The organism is Pseudomonas sp. F9001, assembly GCF_013385435.1.
GTDB lineage: Bacteria > Pseudomonadota > Gammaproteobacteria > Pseudomonadales > Pseudomonadaceae > Aquipseudomonas.
Genome location: NZ_JACAPX010000009.1, coordinates 133,923 through 151,388, shown reverse-complemented (window position 1 = coordinate 151,388; position 17,466 = coordinate 133,923). Strand labels below are relative to the sequence as shown.

Genomic DNA, 17,466 nt, shown 5'->3' with positions numbered 1-17,466 from the left:
GCAGGGCGGCGGTTGGGTGGGGCGGGGCCATGGATGGCCCGTCGCGGCGGCCCGCTTCGCGGTGCCGGAGTGAGGGAACGCCGAGCCTAGGCGAGGCGCCGACAGGCGGGGCAGAGCCCTAATGAGATGGTCAGCCCGGCACGGGCCCCCGGTAAATCTAGACTTACCGGAGGGCCCACTTCCCGCTCAATAAAACCGACCATTACTCTCTTCCCCCCCGGGCAAAAAAAACGCCAGACCAGCCTCCCGTGAAAGAGCGCATGATCCAGCGTAAAAATGAACCTCGGCTGCTTCAGCCAGGCCCCATGTTCAACCCCTTCAGACCGGAATCACCACAAAGCTTTCCGGTTTGCAGGTCAACGCCACATTCGTACCCGGCGGCAGTGCGTGGCTGCCGGGAGTCGGCAGTTGCTGGCATTTGAGATCAAGCGTGCCACCGGCCACCTCCACGCGGTAGATCACCCGATTACCGATAAACGAAGTGTCCTTGACCTTCCCGGCAAACGCACCGTCGGCCAGTGCGGCGCCCAGAGCCGGCTCAAGGCCGATGGTTTCAGGCCGGATCGACACATTCACCTGCCCTGCACCCACGCCGCTTTTAGCGGTGTGGGCATAACGCCCAAACGGCAGCTCGACCACGCCACCGAGCCCATACGTGCCGTTGACGATATTGGTATCGCCGAAAAACCTGGCGGCAAACAACGTGCGCGGCGACCAATACATCTCCTGCGGCCCGCCGATCTGCTCGATGCCACCCTTGTTCAGCAGTACCACACGGTCCGACAAGATCATCGCTTCGTCCTGGTCGTGAGTCACATACACAAACGTGGTGGAAGTCTCTTCGTGGATGCGCTTGATCTCGTTAAGCATGTGATGGCGAATCTTCAGGTCCAGGGCCGCCAGCGGCTCGTCCAGCAGCAACACCGCCGGGCGATTCACCAGCGCGCGGGCCAGGGCCACACGTTGCGCCTGCCCGCCACTGAGCTCGGAGATCCAGCGGCTCTTGAAGCTTTCCAGTTGCACCAGTTCCAGCGCCTTGTTCACTTCACGCTTGATCTCATCCTTGGGCTTCTTCTTCAAACGCAACCCGAAGGCAACGTTGTCGAACACGTCCAGGTGCGGGAACAGCGCGTACTTCTGGAACACCATATTCACCGGGCGGTGTTCAGGCGCCAGGGCGGTGGAGTCCTTGCCGTCGATCACCACTTTGCCGGTGGTGGGCTCTTCGAAGCCGGCAATGATCCGCATCAGGGTGGTCTTGCCGCAGCCACTGGGGCCGAGCAGGGTCAGGATCTCGTTGCGTTTTACCGTGAGGTCGACTTTGCCCAGGGCAGTGAGGTTGCCGTAGCTCTTGGAAATTCCGGTCAGTTCAATACTGTTGGTCATGGTGATTACTCTGCAGTTTCAGCACGTTCAAGTTCGAGGCGGCGACGACGCAAGGTCATGACCAGGCCGGCAATGGCGATGATGGCGATGGTCACCACCAGCATGAATACCGAGGCGGCATTGATGGTGGGGCTGACGGCGCGGCGCATCATCGAAAGAATCATGAGGGGCAGCGTGGTGTCGCTGCCGGTGACGAACACGGTGATCAGGAATTCATCCATCGACAGCGCCACCGCGAGGATCGCGGCGCCGGCAATGGTTGGCCCGATGATCGGCAGCGTCACCAGCCAGAACGCTTTGAGGGGCGAGGCGCCGAGGTCACGCGCGGCCTCCTCGAACGACAGGTCGAAATACTCCAGCCGTGAGCGCACTGACTCCACGAAGAACGGAAAGGTGAACAGGGTGTGGCCGATGATCACCGTCAGCAGCGAGCGGGGCAGGCCGACCAGTGAGAAGAAAATCACCAGTGCAATCCCCAAAAACAAACCGGGCAAGGCGATGGGGGCGAAGTTCATGAACGCGAACACCGCTTTTACCCGGCCTTTCATGCGCATCAGCGCCAGGGCCGAGAACGTACCCAGCAGCGTGGTGAGAATCGCCGAACCGGCGGCGACGATCGCACTGTTGGTCAGGGCTGTCATGAAGTCCGAACTGCTGAACAGCGCCTCGTACCAGCGCGTGGAAAAACCCTCGAACGGGAACGACAGCGAGGCGGACGAGTGAAAGCTGAACAGCGCGATAATCGCGATGGGCGCGTAGAGGAACAACATGTAGACGTAAGTGAATAACCGGATCATGGCGAGTTACCTTTTTTATGAGCGGCAGTCAGTCGTGGTAACGCTTGCCGGGTGCCAGGTTGGCTGCGCGCAACACCCCCAGCAGCAACGCGTACACCAGCATGAACACGATCAACAGCAGATAAGCCATCGCCGCACCGAGTGGCCAGTTACCTACCGAGCGGAACTGGTTGGCGATCACCAGCCCGGTGGTCATCGCATCCCGGCCGCCCAGCAGTTGCGGGGTGACGTAGTCGCTGGCGGCCAGCACGAAGGTGAACATGAACGAGCTGACGATGCTCTTGTGGGCCATCGGCATGATCACCCGCCACAGAATGGTGACACCGCCGGCGCCCAGGTCGGCAGCGGCCTCCAGGTAGTCCTTCTTGATGTCCCGCAGGCCCGACACCAGCAGCAACAGGGTGAAGGGCAGCATGATGTGCACCAGGGTCAGCACCACGGCGAACTTGCTGAACACCAGCCACTCCAGCGGCTGGTCGATCAGGCCGAAGTGCAGCAGGGTGGAGTTGATCACGCCGTTGGTGCCCAGGATCGAGCGCCATGCGTAGACCCGTACCAGGTAACTGGAAAACCACGACACCAACGCCAGGTACAACACGGCGTTGGAGCGTGTGCGGTACACGATGTAATAGGCCACCGGCGCACTGATCACGGTGGAGAGCAGGGCGGTCCAGAAGCCGTTTTGCAGGGCGATCCACAGCGAGTCATAAAACCCGCTGGCGCTCAGGGCCTTGGCATAGTTGGCCAGGGTGGCGGCGGGCTCCATGCTGAAGGTCTTGGCGGTCCAGAAACTGGCAATCAGCAACAGTGCCGACGGAACCAGAAAGAACACCACCAGAAACAGCAACGGCGGCGACGCCAGCCAATACCCGCTGAGGGTTCTCTTATCCATCTTCACGTGTTTACCGACCCTTGAATCGCCGTCGTCCAGGGGCATGGACTCGGTGTTGTTGACTACGGTCATGATGAGGTTGCCTTTGCGTTTTTATTCGAGAGTCAGGGCGCGTTGACCCGTGGGGCGCGTGTTGATGAACACCCACCCCACGGTTGCCAGCGCCGGCGTGCCAAGCGCTCTAGAACGAGCCTTTGAAGTTCGCCCACTGATCGATCCATTCCGCATAGGTCACATACTTTTCGGAGCTCAGGGGCGGTTGGCCATAGAGTTTGGATTTCTCGAAGAAGCTGTCGAGGTTCGCGTAGTCAAAGGTGTTTCTCAGGTCCTCGGGCAGCAGCGGCACGGCCTTGGGGTTGACCACGCCGGAGAACATCGTGGTTGCCATCTTGGCCTGGATGTCGGGCTCCAGGGTCTTGTTGATGAACTCCAGGGCCAGGGGAATATCCTTGGCGGTTTTCGGGATGAACAACGCATCGCACCACAGCGCTGCGCCTTCGCTGGGCACCGACAGGGCAGTGGTCACGCCACGCTTGATGGTTTCGCTCGGGGTGTTGGCGGAGGCCGAGAACACCGCGTCCACTTCACCCGATACCAGCAGCGATACCGCGTCACCCGACGAGGCCGCGAACACGCGGCATTGATCACGATACGGCTTGAGTTTTTCAAAGGCGTCGTTGAACTCGGCGCGGGTCAGGTTGGGGTACTTGTCGCCGTAGCCGGCGATGGTCGCGATCAGCGACCAGTTCGAGGTGCCGTCATCGACAAAGGTCAACTTGCCCTTGAGCTTGGGGTCCAGCAGGTCGGTGTATTGGGTGGGCTTTTTGACGTTCTTGGGGTTGTAGATGATGGTGTTCATCCCCCACAGCAACGGGATGCCCCATTGCTTGCCGTCCCAGTACCAACGGCTGCCCTTGTAGAACAGCGCGAGGGTATTGTCGGCGGAATAGTTGGGGATCTTCGTGGTGTCGATGGCCTTGAGCAGGCCCATTTCCTGATAGATCTTTTCGTAACCCAGGGCGTACATGGTCAGGTCGAGTTGCACCGGATCGGAGCCGGCCAGCCGGGCGGTGATGTCGTCCTGGTTGCTGGCATAACTGGAGCGCACGGTAACGTTGCGTTGCTTGCGCCAGTCGGCGAGTTCGGCGTCGCCGGTTTCGCCTTCCCAGCCGAGGATTTCCAGGTGCCCGGTGGTGGCGGCAAATGCGCTGGGCACGAACGAGCCGAGGTACAAGCCTGCGGCAGAGGCGGCAGCGCCCAGCAGGAACGAGCGTCGTTTCAAGCTGAGGGAATTGAAGTCAATGCCGGTCAAACCATAACCCGTCTCTATTTCTTTTTTCATTTCGAGTTCCTGCCTGGGTGGTGGGTGCAAATGTTGAGCGACTTGCAATGCGTGGGCCTGGTGTCGATGCCAGGTGCGTCCTTTTGTATGCAGTCAGTTGGATCGGCAGTGTTATGGCCAGCATTGGTTCCATGCTGCTGGGGAGGGTGGTAAGGCCTCCACTGTTCCGATTGACTCTTCCTTGGCGGGGCGACGCACGCTTATTCCGGGCTGCAGGGTGTTGCGTGCCTGAAGCGGTGCGCCCAGCGCTTGATAGGCTCGGCTTGTTGTTTTCATGGGTTGAGTATTGAGCGGGGAGGCGGGGGGCTCAATTTCGCAGGGGGGTTAAAAGCGACGCACTCTGACGCATTGGAGTGACCTAAGCGGCGCACGTGGGGGCCCAGGGGGTTCTGGGGGGATCCGTAGCAAGAGCACGGCGGCCTGAAAGCCGACCTGCAGGTGAGAAACCAGAGCAAAAGCAGAGCGGCTTTTCTGTAGGAGCTGGCTTGCCTGCGATGCAGACAACTCGGTACATCAGACACACCTGGGCGATGCCATCGCTGGCAAGCCAGCTCCCACATTTGACCGTGCCCGCTTTAGCTTTTGATTTGGCCTCTAACACTCAAGCCGGCCTGCAGGCCGCTGTGCTGTAGTGAGCCCCAATATCTGCGTCAATCTGCGTCTCTTTTACCCAAGGTGCGAAATTGAGCCCACCCCGCACCAGGCGAATACTCCAAGCCTGATCCCGGCCCAGACGCCGCGCATTCGCTGGAGTATCGAGTGAAATTCACAGGTGGCCAAATCATCGCCAAGGCACTCAAGGCCAACAGTGTCGACTACGTAGCCGGGCCCCCGGGCGACGGCGCCCGGGCCCTGGTGGAAGCGCTGCTGACCCCGGGCACCGACATCCCCTTTATCCACGTCATCCAGGCCCACAGCGCCGTGCACCTCGCCGACGGCTACTACCGTGCGTGCGGTCGCCCCATGGCCGTCGTACTCACGGGCCCCCTGGGCATCCCCTCAGCCTTGGGAGCCCTCGCCACCGCGCACCAGGACGCCTGCGCGCTGCTGGTCATCAGTAACGCCCAGCCCGAAACGATAGCCGCCAACGTCATGAAAGATCACGCGACGGTTTCGACACTACAACAGCTACCCCAAGCCCTGCGCCAAGCCTTCGACACCATGCTGAGCGCCCATCCCGGCCCTGTCAGCCTGTCCATTGACGACGCCCTCCAAGGCGCCTCCACCACCGCCAGCCTGCCACCCGCCACCCTGCGTGCAGAACCCCAACCCACCCCGCGTAAAATCAGCGTACTGCGCGAAGGCCGCGCCTCATCCTCCGTGCTGGAAAACGACGCCATCCTCGTCATCGGTAGCGGCCCCACCCAGCCCATGGCCCGCAAAATGTTCCCGGTGCATTACCCCGGCAGGCACTTGTGCGCCGGCAACCCCGCCACCCTCGGCTGGGCCGTCCCGGCAGCGATCGGCGCCAAGCTCGCCATGCCCGCCCGCCAGGTGGTCTGTGCCGTGGGCAGCCGGGATTTCCTGCAGTCGATGCAAGAGATGGCCGTGTGCGTGATGCACAGCATTCCAGTGGTGTTCCTGGTCTTCAACAGCAACGGTGACGAAGCCCTGGGCGACGTACAGACGTCGCCCATCGAGCAGCACCGGGCCGGTGAATTCAACCTGCCGGATGGCAAACCCTATGCCCCGGACTTCGCCGGCATCGCCCGAAACTTCGGCCTTGAAGCCTGGCGTGTGGAACACGCGTCACAACTCAACGCGACCCTCGTCAAAGCCCTCAACAGCAAGGGCCCGTCGCTGGTTGAAATGATGACGGCACGCCAGCCCCTGCAGGTCCCTCAGTCCTGACCGCCCCAGACAATGGTGGCGTTGTCGCCGGTCATGTATTCACGTACGTCCAGCGGGATCGACTGGTCGCTGGGCAACAGCACCGTTGCATTGCGCAAGTGATGCTTGCGGATCTTGCCCTTGTCCACCAGCCCCAGCGCCATGCGCGTGGAGAAGGGTTGGCGGAACGAGGACGACGCCACACCCGTCACCAACCCATAGAGAAAACGGATCGGCCGACGATGCTGCGGCGTCAGGATCGAAAACGTCATTTCGTTACGTTGCTTGCCTTCGAAATCCACCATGAACAGGCGATCGCCCAGCAGCAGGCAGAACCCGTGGTAGGTGAATGAATAACCGATCTTGCCGCTGCCATCGCGCAGCGGAAAGCGCTCGACGGTGACGTACTGCACCATCGAGTCGGCGCGGTACAGGCAGGTGACCGAACGCAGGATCCGGCCCTTGTAGATCGATGAATTGTGGTAGCGGTAATACACCCCCAGATAGTCTTCGAGCACGTCAGCCGACTGCTTGGCCAGCGGCAGGAAATGATTGAACTGCTCCGAAGCCCGCAAGCCGGTCGGCAGTTCGTTTTCATAGCCTTCATAGAACTTCTTGAACTCGGCGGGCGGGCGGAAGAGGTCTTCGGCTTCCATCATGAAATAGCGGCCGATCTTTTGCAGAATCTTCTGCGACGGCACGTGCTGGCCCACCAGGTACTTGTTGAACTGCTGGCGGTTCACATCAACTTTGCGGCACATGTCGGCCACCGACCGGCAGGACTCCACCAGCGTGCTCAGATTCTTTTGCACATTGGCCTGCAAGTCGCTGCGCGCCTGCTGTCGCTCGGGGTGGGAGGTGGCGGCGGCTAATGACAGGGGCGATGAGTCCGGGCGGCTGGGCATTATTATCTCGATGTACTTGGCTGGTTAAGGCGCCAGTTATTAAGTTATAGCGCGGTTATCGAATAACCTTGGGCATAACCGTAATAACCGTTTAAGCGTTTGAAACTTCCGATCATTACCAAAGCATCTTTCATGCCGTTTGTTTAAGTTCAAACATGAAGTTTGAGCATAACTGAATGCGTCAGATTGTAAGCGCTTTTGCTGAAGGTTCGGCGCCAGTGCGTTGTGGTTTTCACGGGGCAATCGTGACGGTGGCGGTCCGCCCAGTAACACATTCGATAGCGACGGGTAACACCCCGTGCTGCGCAGGAGTGCTTCAGTCCGCGTCAGGTATCGCCAAGGGTGCGAAATGGTGGAAACACCGGTCACCCCTGATACTCGGGCCAATGCTTTTTGCGGAGGATTGGGCGATGGCAAGGTTGACCGGCGACATTCCCGGAAAGAGGCGACTCAAGGTCGGCATGGTCGGCGGCGGGCAGGGCGCTTACTTCGCCAGTTACCACCGCGCAGCGATGCGCCTGTGTAATCGCTTCGATATCGTCGCCGGCGCATTCTCTGCCGACGCGGATAAATGCCGCGAGGCGGGCGCAGCGCTCACTATTGAACCCGAACGTATCTACTTGTCGTTCGAGGACATGGCGGCCGCCGAGTCTCGCCGCCCCGACCCGATCGAGGCGGTGGTTATCGTGACGCCCAACCACTTGCACTTCGAACCGTGCCGGTTGTTCCTGGAGGCGGGCATCCCGGTGATCTGCGACAAGCCCCTGGTCAACCACCCTGACGAAGCACATGAGTTGGCGAGCCTTGCCGAGCGCCATGGGACATTTTTTGCGCTGACCTACACCTACCAGGGCTACCCGATGGTCAGGGACGCCCGCAGTCGCATCCAGGCCGGCGAGCTGGGTGAGCTGCGCTTCCTGTACGTCGAATACCTGCTGGAGTGGCTGGCCCCCGGCGTGTCCGGCTTGAGCAATAGCCTGGCGTGGCGCGGTGACCCGCAAAAGGCCGGCCCCACCGGCGCGCTGGGAGACGTCGGCACCCACGCCTTCAACCTGTTGGAGTTTCTGTCCGGGCAGCGCTGCACCCAGCTCAACGCCAAGTTGACCAGCGTGGTGCCGGGTTGGGGCCTGGACGATACCTGCGTGGTGCAACTGGAATTCGACGGCGGCGTGGATGGATTGTTGTGGGCCAGTTTCGCCGCGCCCGGGCATCGCAACGGCTTGCGCTTCAAGGTCGTCGGCAGCCTGGCTTCGCTCGAATGGTGCCAGGAGTCACCGGAAACCCTGTTGTTCACGCCCACTGACGGTGCAGACCGCATCTATCGGCGAGGCCAGTCCGACAACAGGCCGCAGACGCTGACGTTCACCAGCTTGCCGGCGGGCAATACCGAAGGTTATCTGGAAGCGCTGGCCGTGCTGTACGCCGACTTCGCCGAGGCCCTGGACGCCGGGGCGCAATGGCGCACAGCGACCAGCGTCCCGTTGCCGGATATTCACGCAGGCGTGCGCGGGGTGTTGTTGTCCCAGGCCAGCCTCGAATCCCACCAGCAGCGGGCCTGGGTGCCTTTCCCGCGGTAATTGATTTCATGCGTGGCACCGCTGCGCATCCAACGACTCACCCAAACGCTGTTGAGGAAAAACAATGTCAAGCGAACTGCATCGCGCCGCGTATTCGGTACTGCTTCCCGCATTCGGGGATTTGCACCTGGACGACAATGTGCGCCGTTACCTGAGCCGTGGTGGTGTATCCCTGTTGCTCGGGGAAACCCGGGATGAATACGTGGGCCGAGGCATGAGCCCGGCGCGCAAGGCGGCCGAGTCCAAAGCCGATTTCATCAGTATCGTCAAGGAAGCCACGGCGCTGGCGGGCTCTGCGGTGCTGATCGCGGTAGACCAGGAACTCGGCGGAATCGAACGCCTGCACCAACTGGTCCCGGCGGTCGCCACCCGGGCGCAGCTCCAGGACCTCGGCGCCGAGGACCTCGAGCAACGTTGCTTCGAGATGGCCGCCGCGGCCCGCGGGCTGGGCGTGAATCTGTTCCTGGCGCCCATCGTGGACGTGGTCACCGGCGTCAATCCATGGCTGCACAACCGGCACCTGGGCGCGGATCCAGTGGAAGTCAGCCGAGTGTCCTGCGCGTTTATCCGCGGGGTGCAGCGCGCGGGTGTGATCGCCACTGCCAAGCACTTCCCCGGGCACTACATCACCGAGCACGATCCGGCCATTGCCGAAGCCACCGTGCCGGGGCCGCTGGAATTGCTGCATGACAATCTTGAAGTGTTCAAGCAGGTCATCGCCACCGGCGTAAAAGCCGTCATGCCTGGCCCGGCGGTGTTTCCTGCGATTGATGCGCAGCAGTCGGCGTCCACCTCGTCGAAGGTCATCGGCGTACTGCGTGACACCCTCGGCTTCGAAGGCCTGATCATTTCCGATGACCTGGACGCCGTGTCGATCCTGCGCGGCAACACCATCCCCGATACCGCCGTAGCCTCCCTGGTGGCCGGTGCGCACCTGTTGCTGGTGTCCAGCGAGTCAGGCCTGGACAGCATCGCCGAGGCGATTGTCGCCGCCGTCCACGAAGGCACCCTGGACCGCCAGGTTCTGTTGGACGCCGCTGCCAAGGTTCGTCAACTGGCAATCGCCACCCAGGAAACCAGCCATGAGCGCGAATGACCGCAAGGCCTACGGCGTGCTGTTCCCGGTATTGCTGGACGTGCAGATGACGGATGACGTGCGTCGGTTCCTCGGCAATGGCGGGCGCAGCCTGTTGTTTGGCGAGACCGGAGAGGAATACGTCAGCGGAAAAATGAGCGCCAGCCGCCTGCAAACCGAAACCCTGGACATCTGGCAGCGTTTTACCGGCACGGCCACCGAACTGGGTGGGCCGCTGCTGCTGGCAGCCGATGCCGACATCTCCGCCGTGCACCGCTTGCAAGGGGTGACCCCGGCGCTGCCGGAGCCCGATGTGGCCCGGGCGATGGATTGTGCGGCGCTGGAACAGGCGTGCTTCAAGGTCGCCACCGCCGCGCGGGCGACCGGGGTCAACCTGCTGCTGTCGCCGACGGCGGATGTGGTCGGCGGCCGTAATGTGTGGCTGGCGGGGCGCACGCTGTCGGGCGATGTCCACCAGACGGCGGCGATGGTCGGTGCGTATGTGCGCGGCGTGCGGCGGGCCGGGATGGCCAGCACCCTGAAGCACTTCCCCGGGCACCCGGTGCTGTTTCAGCAGCCGTCGACTGAAACGGCGGTGGTCAGCGAGTCCATGCAGCAACTGCGGGCCTTCTGGCCCGGGTTTCAGGCCGGGATCGACGCTGGCGCCGATGCGGTGATGATGGGCCCGGCGATATTCGCCGCATGCACACCGCCCACGGCAGCCTCGGTGTCGCCTGAATTGATCGGCGTGTTGCGCCAGGAGTTGGGCTTCAAGGGGCTGGTCATGACCATCGACCTCGATCACCGCTCAACCATCGGCCAGATGTCCCTCGGCGAGGTCGCAGTGGCCGCGCTGAATGCCGGGGCCGACTTATTACTGATTTCCGCAAAGGCTATGCCCCACGTGCCGCAGATCGTTCGGGCGATTGTCGCCGCCGTCGCCGAGGGCCTCTTGCCCCAAGCGCGGCTGGACGCCGCGGCGTTGGCCGTTGGTGCCTTGGCTGATCGCTGTTCAACCGTAGGAGCGCCATATGGCAACCCAAAATAACGTCCTCGCCCTGCATTCCACCGTTGCGAAACACTCGACCCTGGCGATGGATATCGACATCGCCCGGACGCTGGGTTTTGACGCGCTGGAGATCAACAGCGGCAAGCTGGAGGCGTATCTGCAGGCCGGCTATACCGAGTCAGAGCTTCAAGCACTGCTCAACGACGTGCCTGTCACCGGCATCGGCTACCTGCGGGATATCGAACGCCAGGGTGACGAGCGTGACGACCTGTTCAAAGAAGCCCGGCGGCTATTTGAGCTGGCCAATCTGGTGGGCGCCAAAGGCGTGCAAGTCCTCACCGGTCCGATCAATGTACAGGCGGTGATTGATTTTCAGGCGATCGGCAAGAGCCTGCATTACTCAGGCTTGCTGGGCATGGATCAGGCCGAACAATACGCCCGCACGGCAAGCAACCTGGCGGAGTTGGCCGATGTGGCCAGGCAATACGGTCTGCTGCTCTACCTCGAAGCCTTGTCCTGGACGCCACTCAACACCCTGGATCACCAACTGCAGCTGATTGAACGCACCGGGCGCAGCAACGTGAAGATGGTGATCGACTATTGGCATTGCTTTACCAGCGGCGTGACCCCTGCGGACGTCGCCCGGCTCGACAAGGACGTGATCTACGGCGTGCATGTCTGCGACTCACTGGCCTTCGAAGGCGGTATCCCGAATGAGGAAGTGCTGCGCGATGTGCCCACCGGCAGCGGCGTGCTCGACCTGGTCGAGTGGACCGCCGCGGTAAAGGCCACCGGTTACGCCGGGTGGTGGAGTTGTGAGTTGTTCTGCAAAAAACAGCAGCAGCAAAACAGCTACGCCGTCGCCCAACAATTGAAGACGCTGTTAACCGGCCTGGTCGGTTGATAACGCGCGTTTCGACACTGGCTGAATACTAAAAAGATCTGAGGTTGTCATGGTGGATTTCATCGTAATCGGGGGCGGCTCCACGGGCTGCACAGTCGCATCGCGCCTGAGTGAGGATGCGGGAGCGTCGGTGGTGCTGTTCGAGGAAGGCCCGCGGGATCGCAGCCCTTACATCCATATTCCCGGCGCCTACTACAAGACCGCCCAGGGCCCGCTGCTCAAGCGTTATGCGTGGGAGCCGACCGAGGACCAGCACCGCAGCGAAACGCCGACCATGGTCCAGGCCAGCGTGCTCGGGGGCGGCAGCTCGGTGAATGCGATGATCTATATCCGTGGCGTGCCCGCCGACTACGACGGTTGGGCCGAACAGGGCGCCGCCGGGTGGTCGTATAAAGACGTGTTGCCGTACTTCAAAAAGGCCGAGGACAACGAGCGGTTCTGCAACGAGGTGCACGGTGTCGGCGGGCCGTTGGGGGTGTCGGACCCGATCAATATCCACCCCTTGACCAAAGTCTGGCTGCGGGCCTGCCAGCAGTTTGGATTGCCCTATAACGAAGATTTCAACTCGGGCCAGCCCGAGGGCTGCGGGCTGTACCAGATCACCGCCAAAAACGGCTTTCGCAGCAGTGCCGCCGTGGCCTACCTGGCGCCGGCCAAGTCGCGCAAGAACCTGACGGTGAAGACCGGCTGCCGGGTGCTGCGTATCCTGATGCAGGGCAACAAGGCCGTCGGCATCGAATACCTGGAGAAGGGCGTGCGCCAGGTGATGCACGCCGACAAGGAAATCATCCTGTCCTGCGGCGCCATCAACTCACCCCGGTTGCTGATGTTGTCGGGGATCGGGCCCGCTGAGCAGCTGGAAAAACACGGGATCAAAGTGGTTCAGGATTTGCCCGGTGTGGGGCAGAACCTGCAGGACCATATCGAAATTTCACTGGTGTATGAGCTGACCGGCCCCCACAGCTACGACAAGTACAAAAAACCGTGGTGGAAGCTTATGGCGGGGTTGCAGTACGCGTTGTTCCGGCAAGGCCCGGCGGCGTCCAACCTGATTGAAGGCGGGGCGTTCTGGTGGGGCGACAAGACGGCGGTGCACCCGGATATCCAGTATTTCATGGTGGTGGGCGCGGGCATCGAAGAGGGTGTGGATTCGGTGCCCGGCGGCAATGGCTGCACGTTGAACCTGGGGCAGATACGGCCAAGGTCCAGGGGCTATGTGGAGCTTTACTCCGCCGACCCGATGTCCCCGCCGCGCATCGTGCCCAACTACTTTTCCGATCCGTACGACATTGAAAGCCTGGTGGACGGTTGCCTGGTGGGCGAACAGATCATGGCCCAGGCGGCCTTCAAACCCTACGTGGCTCGTCGGCATGTACCGGAACCCACCGTGCGCTCGCGCGAAGCGATGAAGCAGTTCTGTCACGAGGAAGCCCACGCCGCACTGCATCCATCCGGCACCTGTCGCATGGGTGTGGATGAGCGGGCAGTGGTGGGGCCGGACCTCAAGGTGCATGGCATCGAAGGGCTGCGGGTGGCCGATGCGTCGATCATGCCGACCCTGATTTCAGGCAACCCCAACTCGGTGTGCATCATGATCGGCGAAAAAGCTGCCGACATGATCCGGACCGCCCGATAGAGTTGCCCGGGCGGTAACACCGGCCTCTTTTTGGGGCAGGCTCAGGCGCCGATCAACCACAGCGCGAAACAGCTGCCGAGGGCCAGCAGCCCAAGGGCGATGCCAAGCTTTGCCTGCAGTTCAAGGGGCATTGCCCTAGGGTCCGGATGTTTGTCCATGGAATCAACGGACTGTACGCGGCCGTTGATCATCTGAGCGGTTGCAAAGAACAAACTGTGCATGGCATGTGCCTCGTGGGTCGTTTCTGCTCAAGTCGAGGCCGATATCGGCCGCCTGCTGGTCAAGAGCAAGCTCCATGCCATTGCCCAAATCTCAACGGCGCCCCGTCCGTGTACTCACATCCACCCACACCGCCAGCACCAGGATGCTGCCCTTGACGATCATCTGCCAGTAGCTGTCCACGTCGAGCATCGACATGCCGTTGTCCAGGCTGCTGATCACCAGTGCGCCGAGCAGGGCGCCGTACACCGTGCCCGAACCGCCGCGCATCGATGTACCGCCGATAAAGCACGCCGCGATAGCATCCAGTTCGCCCATGTTGCCCGCCGAAGGTGAACCCGCCGCCAGGCGCGCGGTGTTGACCAGCCCGGCAAGGGCGCACATCACGCCCATGATCCCGAAGATCCACAGTTTGACCGCCTGCACGTTGATCCCCGACAGGCGTGTGGCTTCCATGTTGCTGCCCACCGAGTAGATGCGCCGGCCAAAGACGGTCTGGCTGGTGACGTAACTGAACACCCCCAGCAGCACCAGCAGAAGCAGCACCGGCACGGGAATGCCGTCGTAGCTGTTGAGGGTGTAGACGAAGCCGGCCAGCACGAAACCGATCAACACCACGCGCACGCTGTCGCGCAGCATCGACGGCAGCGCCAAGCCGTGCAGGGCGCGGTTGTGGCGTTGGCGCCAGGTCAGGAATATCGCCAGCCCGAACAGCAACACGCCGAGAATCACCCCGACCACTGTCGGCAGGTAACCCTGGCCGATGTACACCAGTTGTGGCGAAACCGGTGCAATCGTGGTGCCGCCGGTAATGCCCAGCAGCACCCCGCGAAACGCGAGCATGCCGCCCAGGCCGACGATGAAGGAGGGGATGCGCAGGTACGCGGTCATGTAGCCGTTGCCCAGGCCAATCAGCAAGCCACAGAGGGCGACGATGGCCAGGTTCAGCGGCAGGGGAATGTGATAAACCACATCCAGGATCGCCGCGACGCCGCCGAGCAAACCGAGCATCGAGCCCACCGACAGGTCGATCTCGCCGCTGATGATCACCAGCACCATGCCGCAGGCCAGGATGCCGGTAATGGACATCTGCCGCAGCAGGTTCGACAGGTTGCGCGGGGTCAGGAAGCCGCCTTCGGTCTGCCAGCTGAAAAACACCCAGATCAGCACCACGGCGATCAACAGGGCGAGCATTTTGTAGCGGGTGAAGAGCTGTTTGACTTGGTTCATTTACGCGGATTTCCGATCATTATTATTGTCATGCCCGTTCGGTTGGCTGAGGGCGGCGGCGAGCACCTGTTCCTGGGTCAGGCCCTGGTTGATGAAGTCGCCGCGCAACTGGCCCTCGCCGATCACCAGCACCCGGTCGGAGACCCCCAGCACCTCGGCCAGCTCCGAAGACACCATGATGATCGACACGCCTTCGGCCGCCAGCGCGCCCATCAATTTGTAGATTTCATATTTGGCGCCCACGTCCACGCCACGGGTCGGTTCGTCGAGGATCAGCACCCGGGGTTTGGTCAGGAGCATCTTGGCCAGTACGGCCTTCTGCTGGTTGCCGCCGGAGAGGCTGGTGATCGGCAGGAACGGGTTCGCCGTCTTCAGGTGCATGCGCTTGATTTCCTGTTCGACGCTGCCCAGTTCCGCCTCGGCATCGATGCGCGTCAGGTGCGAGAAACGGTCCAGCACCGCCAGGGTGATGTTTTGCCCAACGCCCAGGTCCGGGACGATGCCCTGGCGCTTGCGGTCTTCCGGGACCATGCACAGCCCGGCGCGAATCGACTTCAGCGGCGTGCGTGTATCAATCGGTTTGCCATCCAGCCACACCTCGCCTTGGTAGCGCCCGGGGTAGCTGCCGAACAGCGCCGACACCAGTTCCGTGCGGCCGGCGCCCACCAGCCCGGCGATGCCGAGGATTTCGCCACGGCGCAGGCTGAACGAGACATTGTCCACCCGCTTGCGGCCCGGGTTGTCGACGTCGTAGCAGGTGACGTTGCGCGCCTCGAACAGCACCTCGCCGACCGCATGGGGTTCGGTGGGGTAGAGGTTGCTCATCTCACGGCCGACCATCTGCGTGATGATGCGCGACACGTCCATCTCGGCCATGGCCGTGGTCGCGATGTGTTTACCGTCGCGGATCACCGCGATGGTGTCGCAGATGGCCGAGACCTCATCGAGCTTGTGGGAGATGTACACGCAGGCGACGCCCTTGGCCTTGAGCCCACGGATGATGTCCAGCAGCACCTCGATTTCCGAGCGGGTCAGCGCCGAGGAGGGTTCGTCGAGGATCAGCAGGCGCGCCTGCTTGTTCAGGGCCTTGGCGATTTCCACCAGTTGCTGGTAGCCGCCGCCGTATTGCGAAACGGGCAGGGCGACGTTCATGTCCGGCACTTTCAGCTCGCGCATCAGGGCTTCGGCACGGTGCATCATGGCGGGGTAGTTCATGCGCCCGCCGGGCAGTGTCAGCTCGTGGCCCATGAAGATGTTTTCGGCCACCGAGAGGTCCGGTACCAGCGTCAATTCCTGATGGATGATCACGATGCCGCAGGCTTCGGTTTCGGCGATGGAGTGGGCGCGCAACGGCTGGCCGTCCCAAAGGATTTCGCCGTCCCAGGTGCCATGGGGATACACCGCCGACAGCACTTTCATCAGGGTCGATTTGCCGGCGCCGTTCTCGCCGCACAACCCTACGCATTCCCCGGGTTTTACCTTGATGTCGATGCCATTCAGGGCTTTGACGCCACCGAAGGTCTTGACGATGTTGTTCATTTCCAGCAGGTAGTCGGACATGGCGGGCACTCATTCCACAGCGAAAAGGCAGGAGCGGCCTCAAACCGCCCCTGCAGTGAGCCGTACGCTTACTGCCCGGCGATTTGCGCTTTGGTGTAGAACCCGTCTTCTTCCAGCACGTTGACGTTGTCCTTGGTCAACGCGGTCGGCTTGAGCAGGATGCTCGACACCTGTTTGCTGCCGTTGTCGTACTGCGAGTTGTAGGCCGGTTTCTCGTCACGCACCAGTTGCACCGAGAGCTTGGCCGCCTCGGACGCCAGCAGCTTCAGCGGCTTATAGACGGTCATGGTCTGGGTGCCGGCGATCACGCGCTTGATCGCGGCGAGGTCGGCATCCTGGCCCGAGACCGGCACCTTGCCCGCGAGTTTTTGTGCCGCCAGGGCCTGGATCGCGCCGCCGGCGGTGGCGTCGTTGGAGGCGACGATGCCGTCGATCTTGTTGCTGTTGGCGGTCAGGGCGTTTTCGACAATGCTCAGGGCTTCTGTGGGGTTCCATTCCTTGACCCATTGCTGGCCGACAATCTTGATGTCGCCCTTGTCGATCGAAGGCTGCAGCACCTTCATCTGGCCCTGGCGCAGGATCTTCGCGTTGTTGTCGGTAGGTGCGCCGCCCAGCAGGAAGTAATTGCCTTTAGGCTGCGCGTTCAACACGCCCTGGGCCTGCATCTCGCCGACCTTTTCGTTATCGAAGGAGATGTAGGCGTCGATATCGGCATTCAAAATCAGCCGGTCGTAGGACAGCACTTTCACCCCGGCTTTCTTGGCCTCGGCCACCACGTTGTTCAGCACCGTGGCATTGAACGGCACGATCACAATCACGTCGACGCCCCGGGAGATCAGGTTTTCAATCTGCGAGATCTGCCGCTGTTCGTTGGCGTCCGCCGACTGCACATAGACCTTGGCCCCCAGTTGTTCGGCGGCGGCGGTGAAATAATCGCGGTCGCGGGCCCAGCGTTCAAGGCGCAGGTCGTCGATGGAAAAGCCGATTTTCGGATGGGCCGCGTCGGCCATGACCGAATTGGAAAGCAGTGCCAGAACGCTGGTGAGCAAGACAGTTTTCAGGTGTTTCATGATGGTGAGTCCCTTTTATTGTTGTTTAGACGCA

Annotated in this window: 14 protein-coding genes; 6 read left to right on the top strand and 8 right to left on the bottom strand. The window is 61.9% G+C overall.

What is annotated here, in order from left to right; all coding sequences use genetic code 11:
- Positions 1-318 precede the first annotated feature (318 nt).
- The 4 genes from HX818_RS07850 to HX818_RS07835 form a co-directional block, all read right to left on the bottom strand.
- Positions 319-1,386, bottom strand: coding sequence for an ABC transporter ATP-binding protein (locus HX818_RS07850; protein ID WP_177019769.1), 1,068 nt, complete (start codon positions 1,384-1,386; stop codon positions 319-321).
- A gap of 5 nt (positions 1,387-1,391) precedes the next feature.
- Entirely contained in the window at positions 1,392-2,183 is a 792-nt protein-coding gene (locus HX818_RS07845) for an ABC transporter permease (protein ID WP_008430153.1), read from the bottom strand.
- Positions 2,184-2,211: 28 nt separating this feature from the next.
- Complete coding sequence (locus tag HX818_RS07840; RefSeq protein ID WP_008430156.1) at positions 2,212-3,147, bottom strand: ABC transporter permease; 936 nt, start codon at positions 3,145-3,147, stop codon at positions 2,212-2,214.
- A 109-nt stretch (positions 3,148-3,256) separates the two neighbouring features.
- On the bottom strand, positions 3,257-4,417 hold the full coding sequence (locus tag HX818_RS07835) for a PotD/PotF family extracellular solute-binding protein (RefSeq protein ID WP_177019768.1): 1,161 nt from the start codon (positions 4,415-4,417) through the stop codon (positions 3,257-3,259).
- A 759-nt stretch (positions 4,418-5,176) separates the two neighbouring features.
- Between HX818_RS07835 and HX818_RS07830 the strand changes: the two genes are divergently transcribed.
- The gene (locus HX818_RS07830; protein WP_177019767.1) at positions 5,177-6,268 is read left to right on the top strand and encodes a thiamine pyrophosphate-dependent enzyme; all 1,092 of its coding nucleotides are present in this window, start codon (positions 5,177-5,179) and stop codon (positions 6,266-6,268) included.
- Here HX818_RS07830 and HX818_RS07825 read toward each other — a convergent pair.
- Positions 6,259-7,125: a helix-turn-helix transcriptional regulator gene (locus HX818_RS07825; RefSeq protein WP_032899479.1), complete on the bottom strand. Its 867-nt coding sequence runs from the start codon at positions 7,123-7,125 to the stop codon at positions 6,259-6,261. The genes HX818_RS07830 and HX818_RS07825 overlap by 10 nt on opposite strands.
- A 437-nt stretch (positions 7,126-7,562) precedes the next feature.
- Between HX818_RS07825 and HX818_RS07820 the strand changes: the two genes are divergently transcribed.
- The 5 genes from HX818_RS07820 (at position 7,563) to HX818_RS07800 (ending at position 13,353) form a co-directional block, all read left to right on the top strand.
- A complete protein-coding gene (locus HX818_RS07820) occupies positions 7,563-8,729 on the top strand; it encodes a Gfo/Idh/MocA family protein (protein WP_177019766.1) in 1,167 nt (388 codons plus the stop codon).
- A 64-nt stretch (positions 8,730-8,793) separates the two neighbouring features.
- Positions 8,794-9,825 carry a glycoside hydrolase family 3 N-terminal domain-containing protein gene (locus HX818_RS07815; RefSeq protein ID WP_177019765.1) on the top strand — a complete coding sequence of 344 codons (1,032 nt, stop codon included), beginning with the start codon at positions 8,794-8,796 and terminating at the stop codon, positions 9,823-9,825.
- The gene (locus tag HX818_RS07810; protein WP_102605571.1) at positions 9,812-10,852 is read left to right on the top strand and encodes a glycoside hydrolase family 3 N-terminal domain-containing protein; all 1,041 of its coding nucleotides are present in this window, start codon (positions 9,812-9,814) and stop codon (positions 10,850-10,852) included. Before HX818_RS07815 ends, HX818_RS07810 begins: the two co-directional genes overlap by 14 nt.
- Positions 10,836-11,717 carry a sugar phosphate isomerase/epimerase gene (locus HX818_RS07805; protein WP_177019764.1) on the top strand — a complete coding sequence of 294 codons (882 nt, stop codon included), beginning with the start codon at positions 10,836-10,838 and terminating at the stop codon, positions 11,715-11,717. Before HX818_RS07810 ends, HX818_RS07805 begins: the two co-directional genes overlap by 17 nt.
- A gap of 49 nt (positions 11,718-11,766) precedes the next feature.
- Positions 11,767-13,353, top strand: a complete 1,587-nt coding sequence (locus HX818_RS07800) for a GMC family oxidoreductase (RefSeq protein ID WP_134326920.1) — start codon at positions 11,767-11,769, stop codon at positions 13,351-13,353.
- A gap of 312 nt (positions 13,354-13,665) precedes the next feature.
- Here the strand turns inward: HX818_RS07800 and HX818_RS07795 are convergent, their stop codons facing one another.
- The 3 genes from HX818_RS07795 to xylF form a co-directional block, all read right to left on the bottom strand.
- The gene (locus HX818_RS07795; RefSeq protein ID WP_003219656.1) at positions 13,666-14,802 is read right to left on the bottom strand and encodes a sugar ABC transporter permease; all 1,137 of its coding nucleotides are present in this window, start codon (positions 14,800-14,802) and stop codon (positions 13,666-13,668) included.
- Positions 14,803-16,362 (bottom strand): D-xylose ABC transporter ATP-binding protein, encoded by a 1,560-nt coding sequence (gene xylG, locus HX818_RS07790; RefSeq protein WP_134326919.1) that lies wholly within the window; start codon positions 16,360-16,362, stop codon positions 14,803-14,805.
- Positions 16,363-16,430: 68 nt separating this feature from the next.
- Positions 16,431-17,432, bottom strand: a complete 1,002-nt coding sequence (xylF, locus tag HX818_RS07785) for a D-xylose ABC transporter substrate-binding protein (RefSeq protein WP_003219660.1) — start codon at positions 17,430-17,432, stop codon at positions 16,431-16,433.
- Positions 17,433-17,466 lie beyond the last annotated feature (34 nt).

Bases quoted from the DNA above. Each gene is read 5' to 3' on its own strand.
- HX818_RS07845 (WP_008430153.1), bottom strand. From the start codon at position 2,183: ATGATCCGGTTATTCACTTACGTCTACATGTTGTTCCTCTACGCGCCC.
- xylG (WP_134326919.1), bottom strand. From the start codon at position 16,362: ATGTCCGACTACCTGCTGGAAATGAACAACATCGTCAAGACCTTCGGT.
- HX818_RS07810 (WP_102605571.1), top strand. From the start codon at position 9,812: ATGAGCGCGAATGACCGCAAGGCCTACGGCGTGCTGTTCCCGGTATTG.
- HX818_RS07800 (WP_134326920.1), top strand. From the start codon at position 11,767: ATGGTGGATTTCATCGTAATCGGGGGCGGCTCCACGGGCTGCACAGTC.
- HX818_RS07840 (WP_008430156.1), bottom strand. From the start codon at position 3,147: ATGACCGTAGTCAACAACACCGAGTCCATGCCCCTGGACGACGGCGAT.
- HX818_RS07795 (WP_003219656.1), bottom strand. From the start codon at position 14,802: ATGAACCAAGTCAAACAGCTCTTCACCCGCTACAAAATGCTCGCCCTG.
- HX818_RS07820 (WP_177019766.1), top strand. From the start codon at position 7,563: ATGGCAAGGTTGACCGGCGACATTCCCGGAAAGAGGCGACTCAAGGTC.
- xylF (WP_003219660.1), bottom strand. From the start codon at position 17,432: ATGAAACACCTGAAAACTGTCTTGCTCACCAGCGTTCTGGCACTGCTT.
- HX818_RS07805 (WP_177019764.1), top strand. From the start codon at position 10,836: ATGGCAACCCAAAATAACGTCCTCGCCCTGCATTCCACCGTTGCGAAA.
- HX818_RS07835 (WP_177019768.1), bottom strand. From the start codon at position 4,417: ATGAAAAAAGAAATAGAGACGGGTTATGGTTTGACCGGCATTGACTTC.
- HX818_RS07850 (WP_177019769.1), bottom strand. From the start codon at position 1,386: ATGACCAACAGTATTGAACTGACCGGAATTTCCAAGAGCTACGGCAAC.
- HX818_RS07815 (WP_177019765.1), top strand. From the start codon at position 8,794: ATGTCAAGCGAACTGCATCGCGCCGCGTATTCGGTACTGCTTCCCGCA.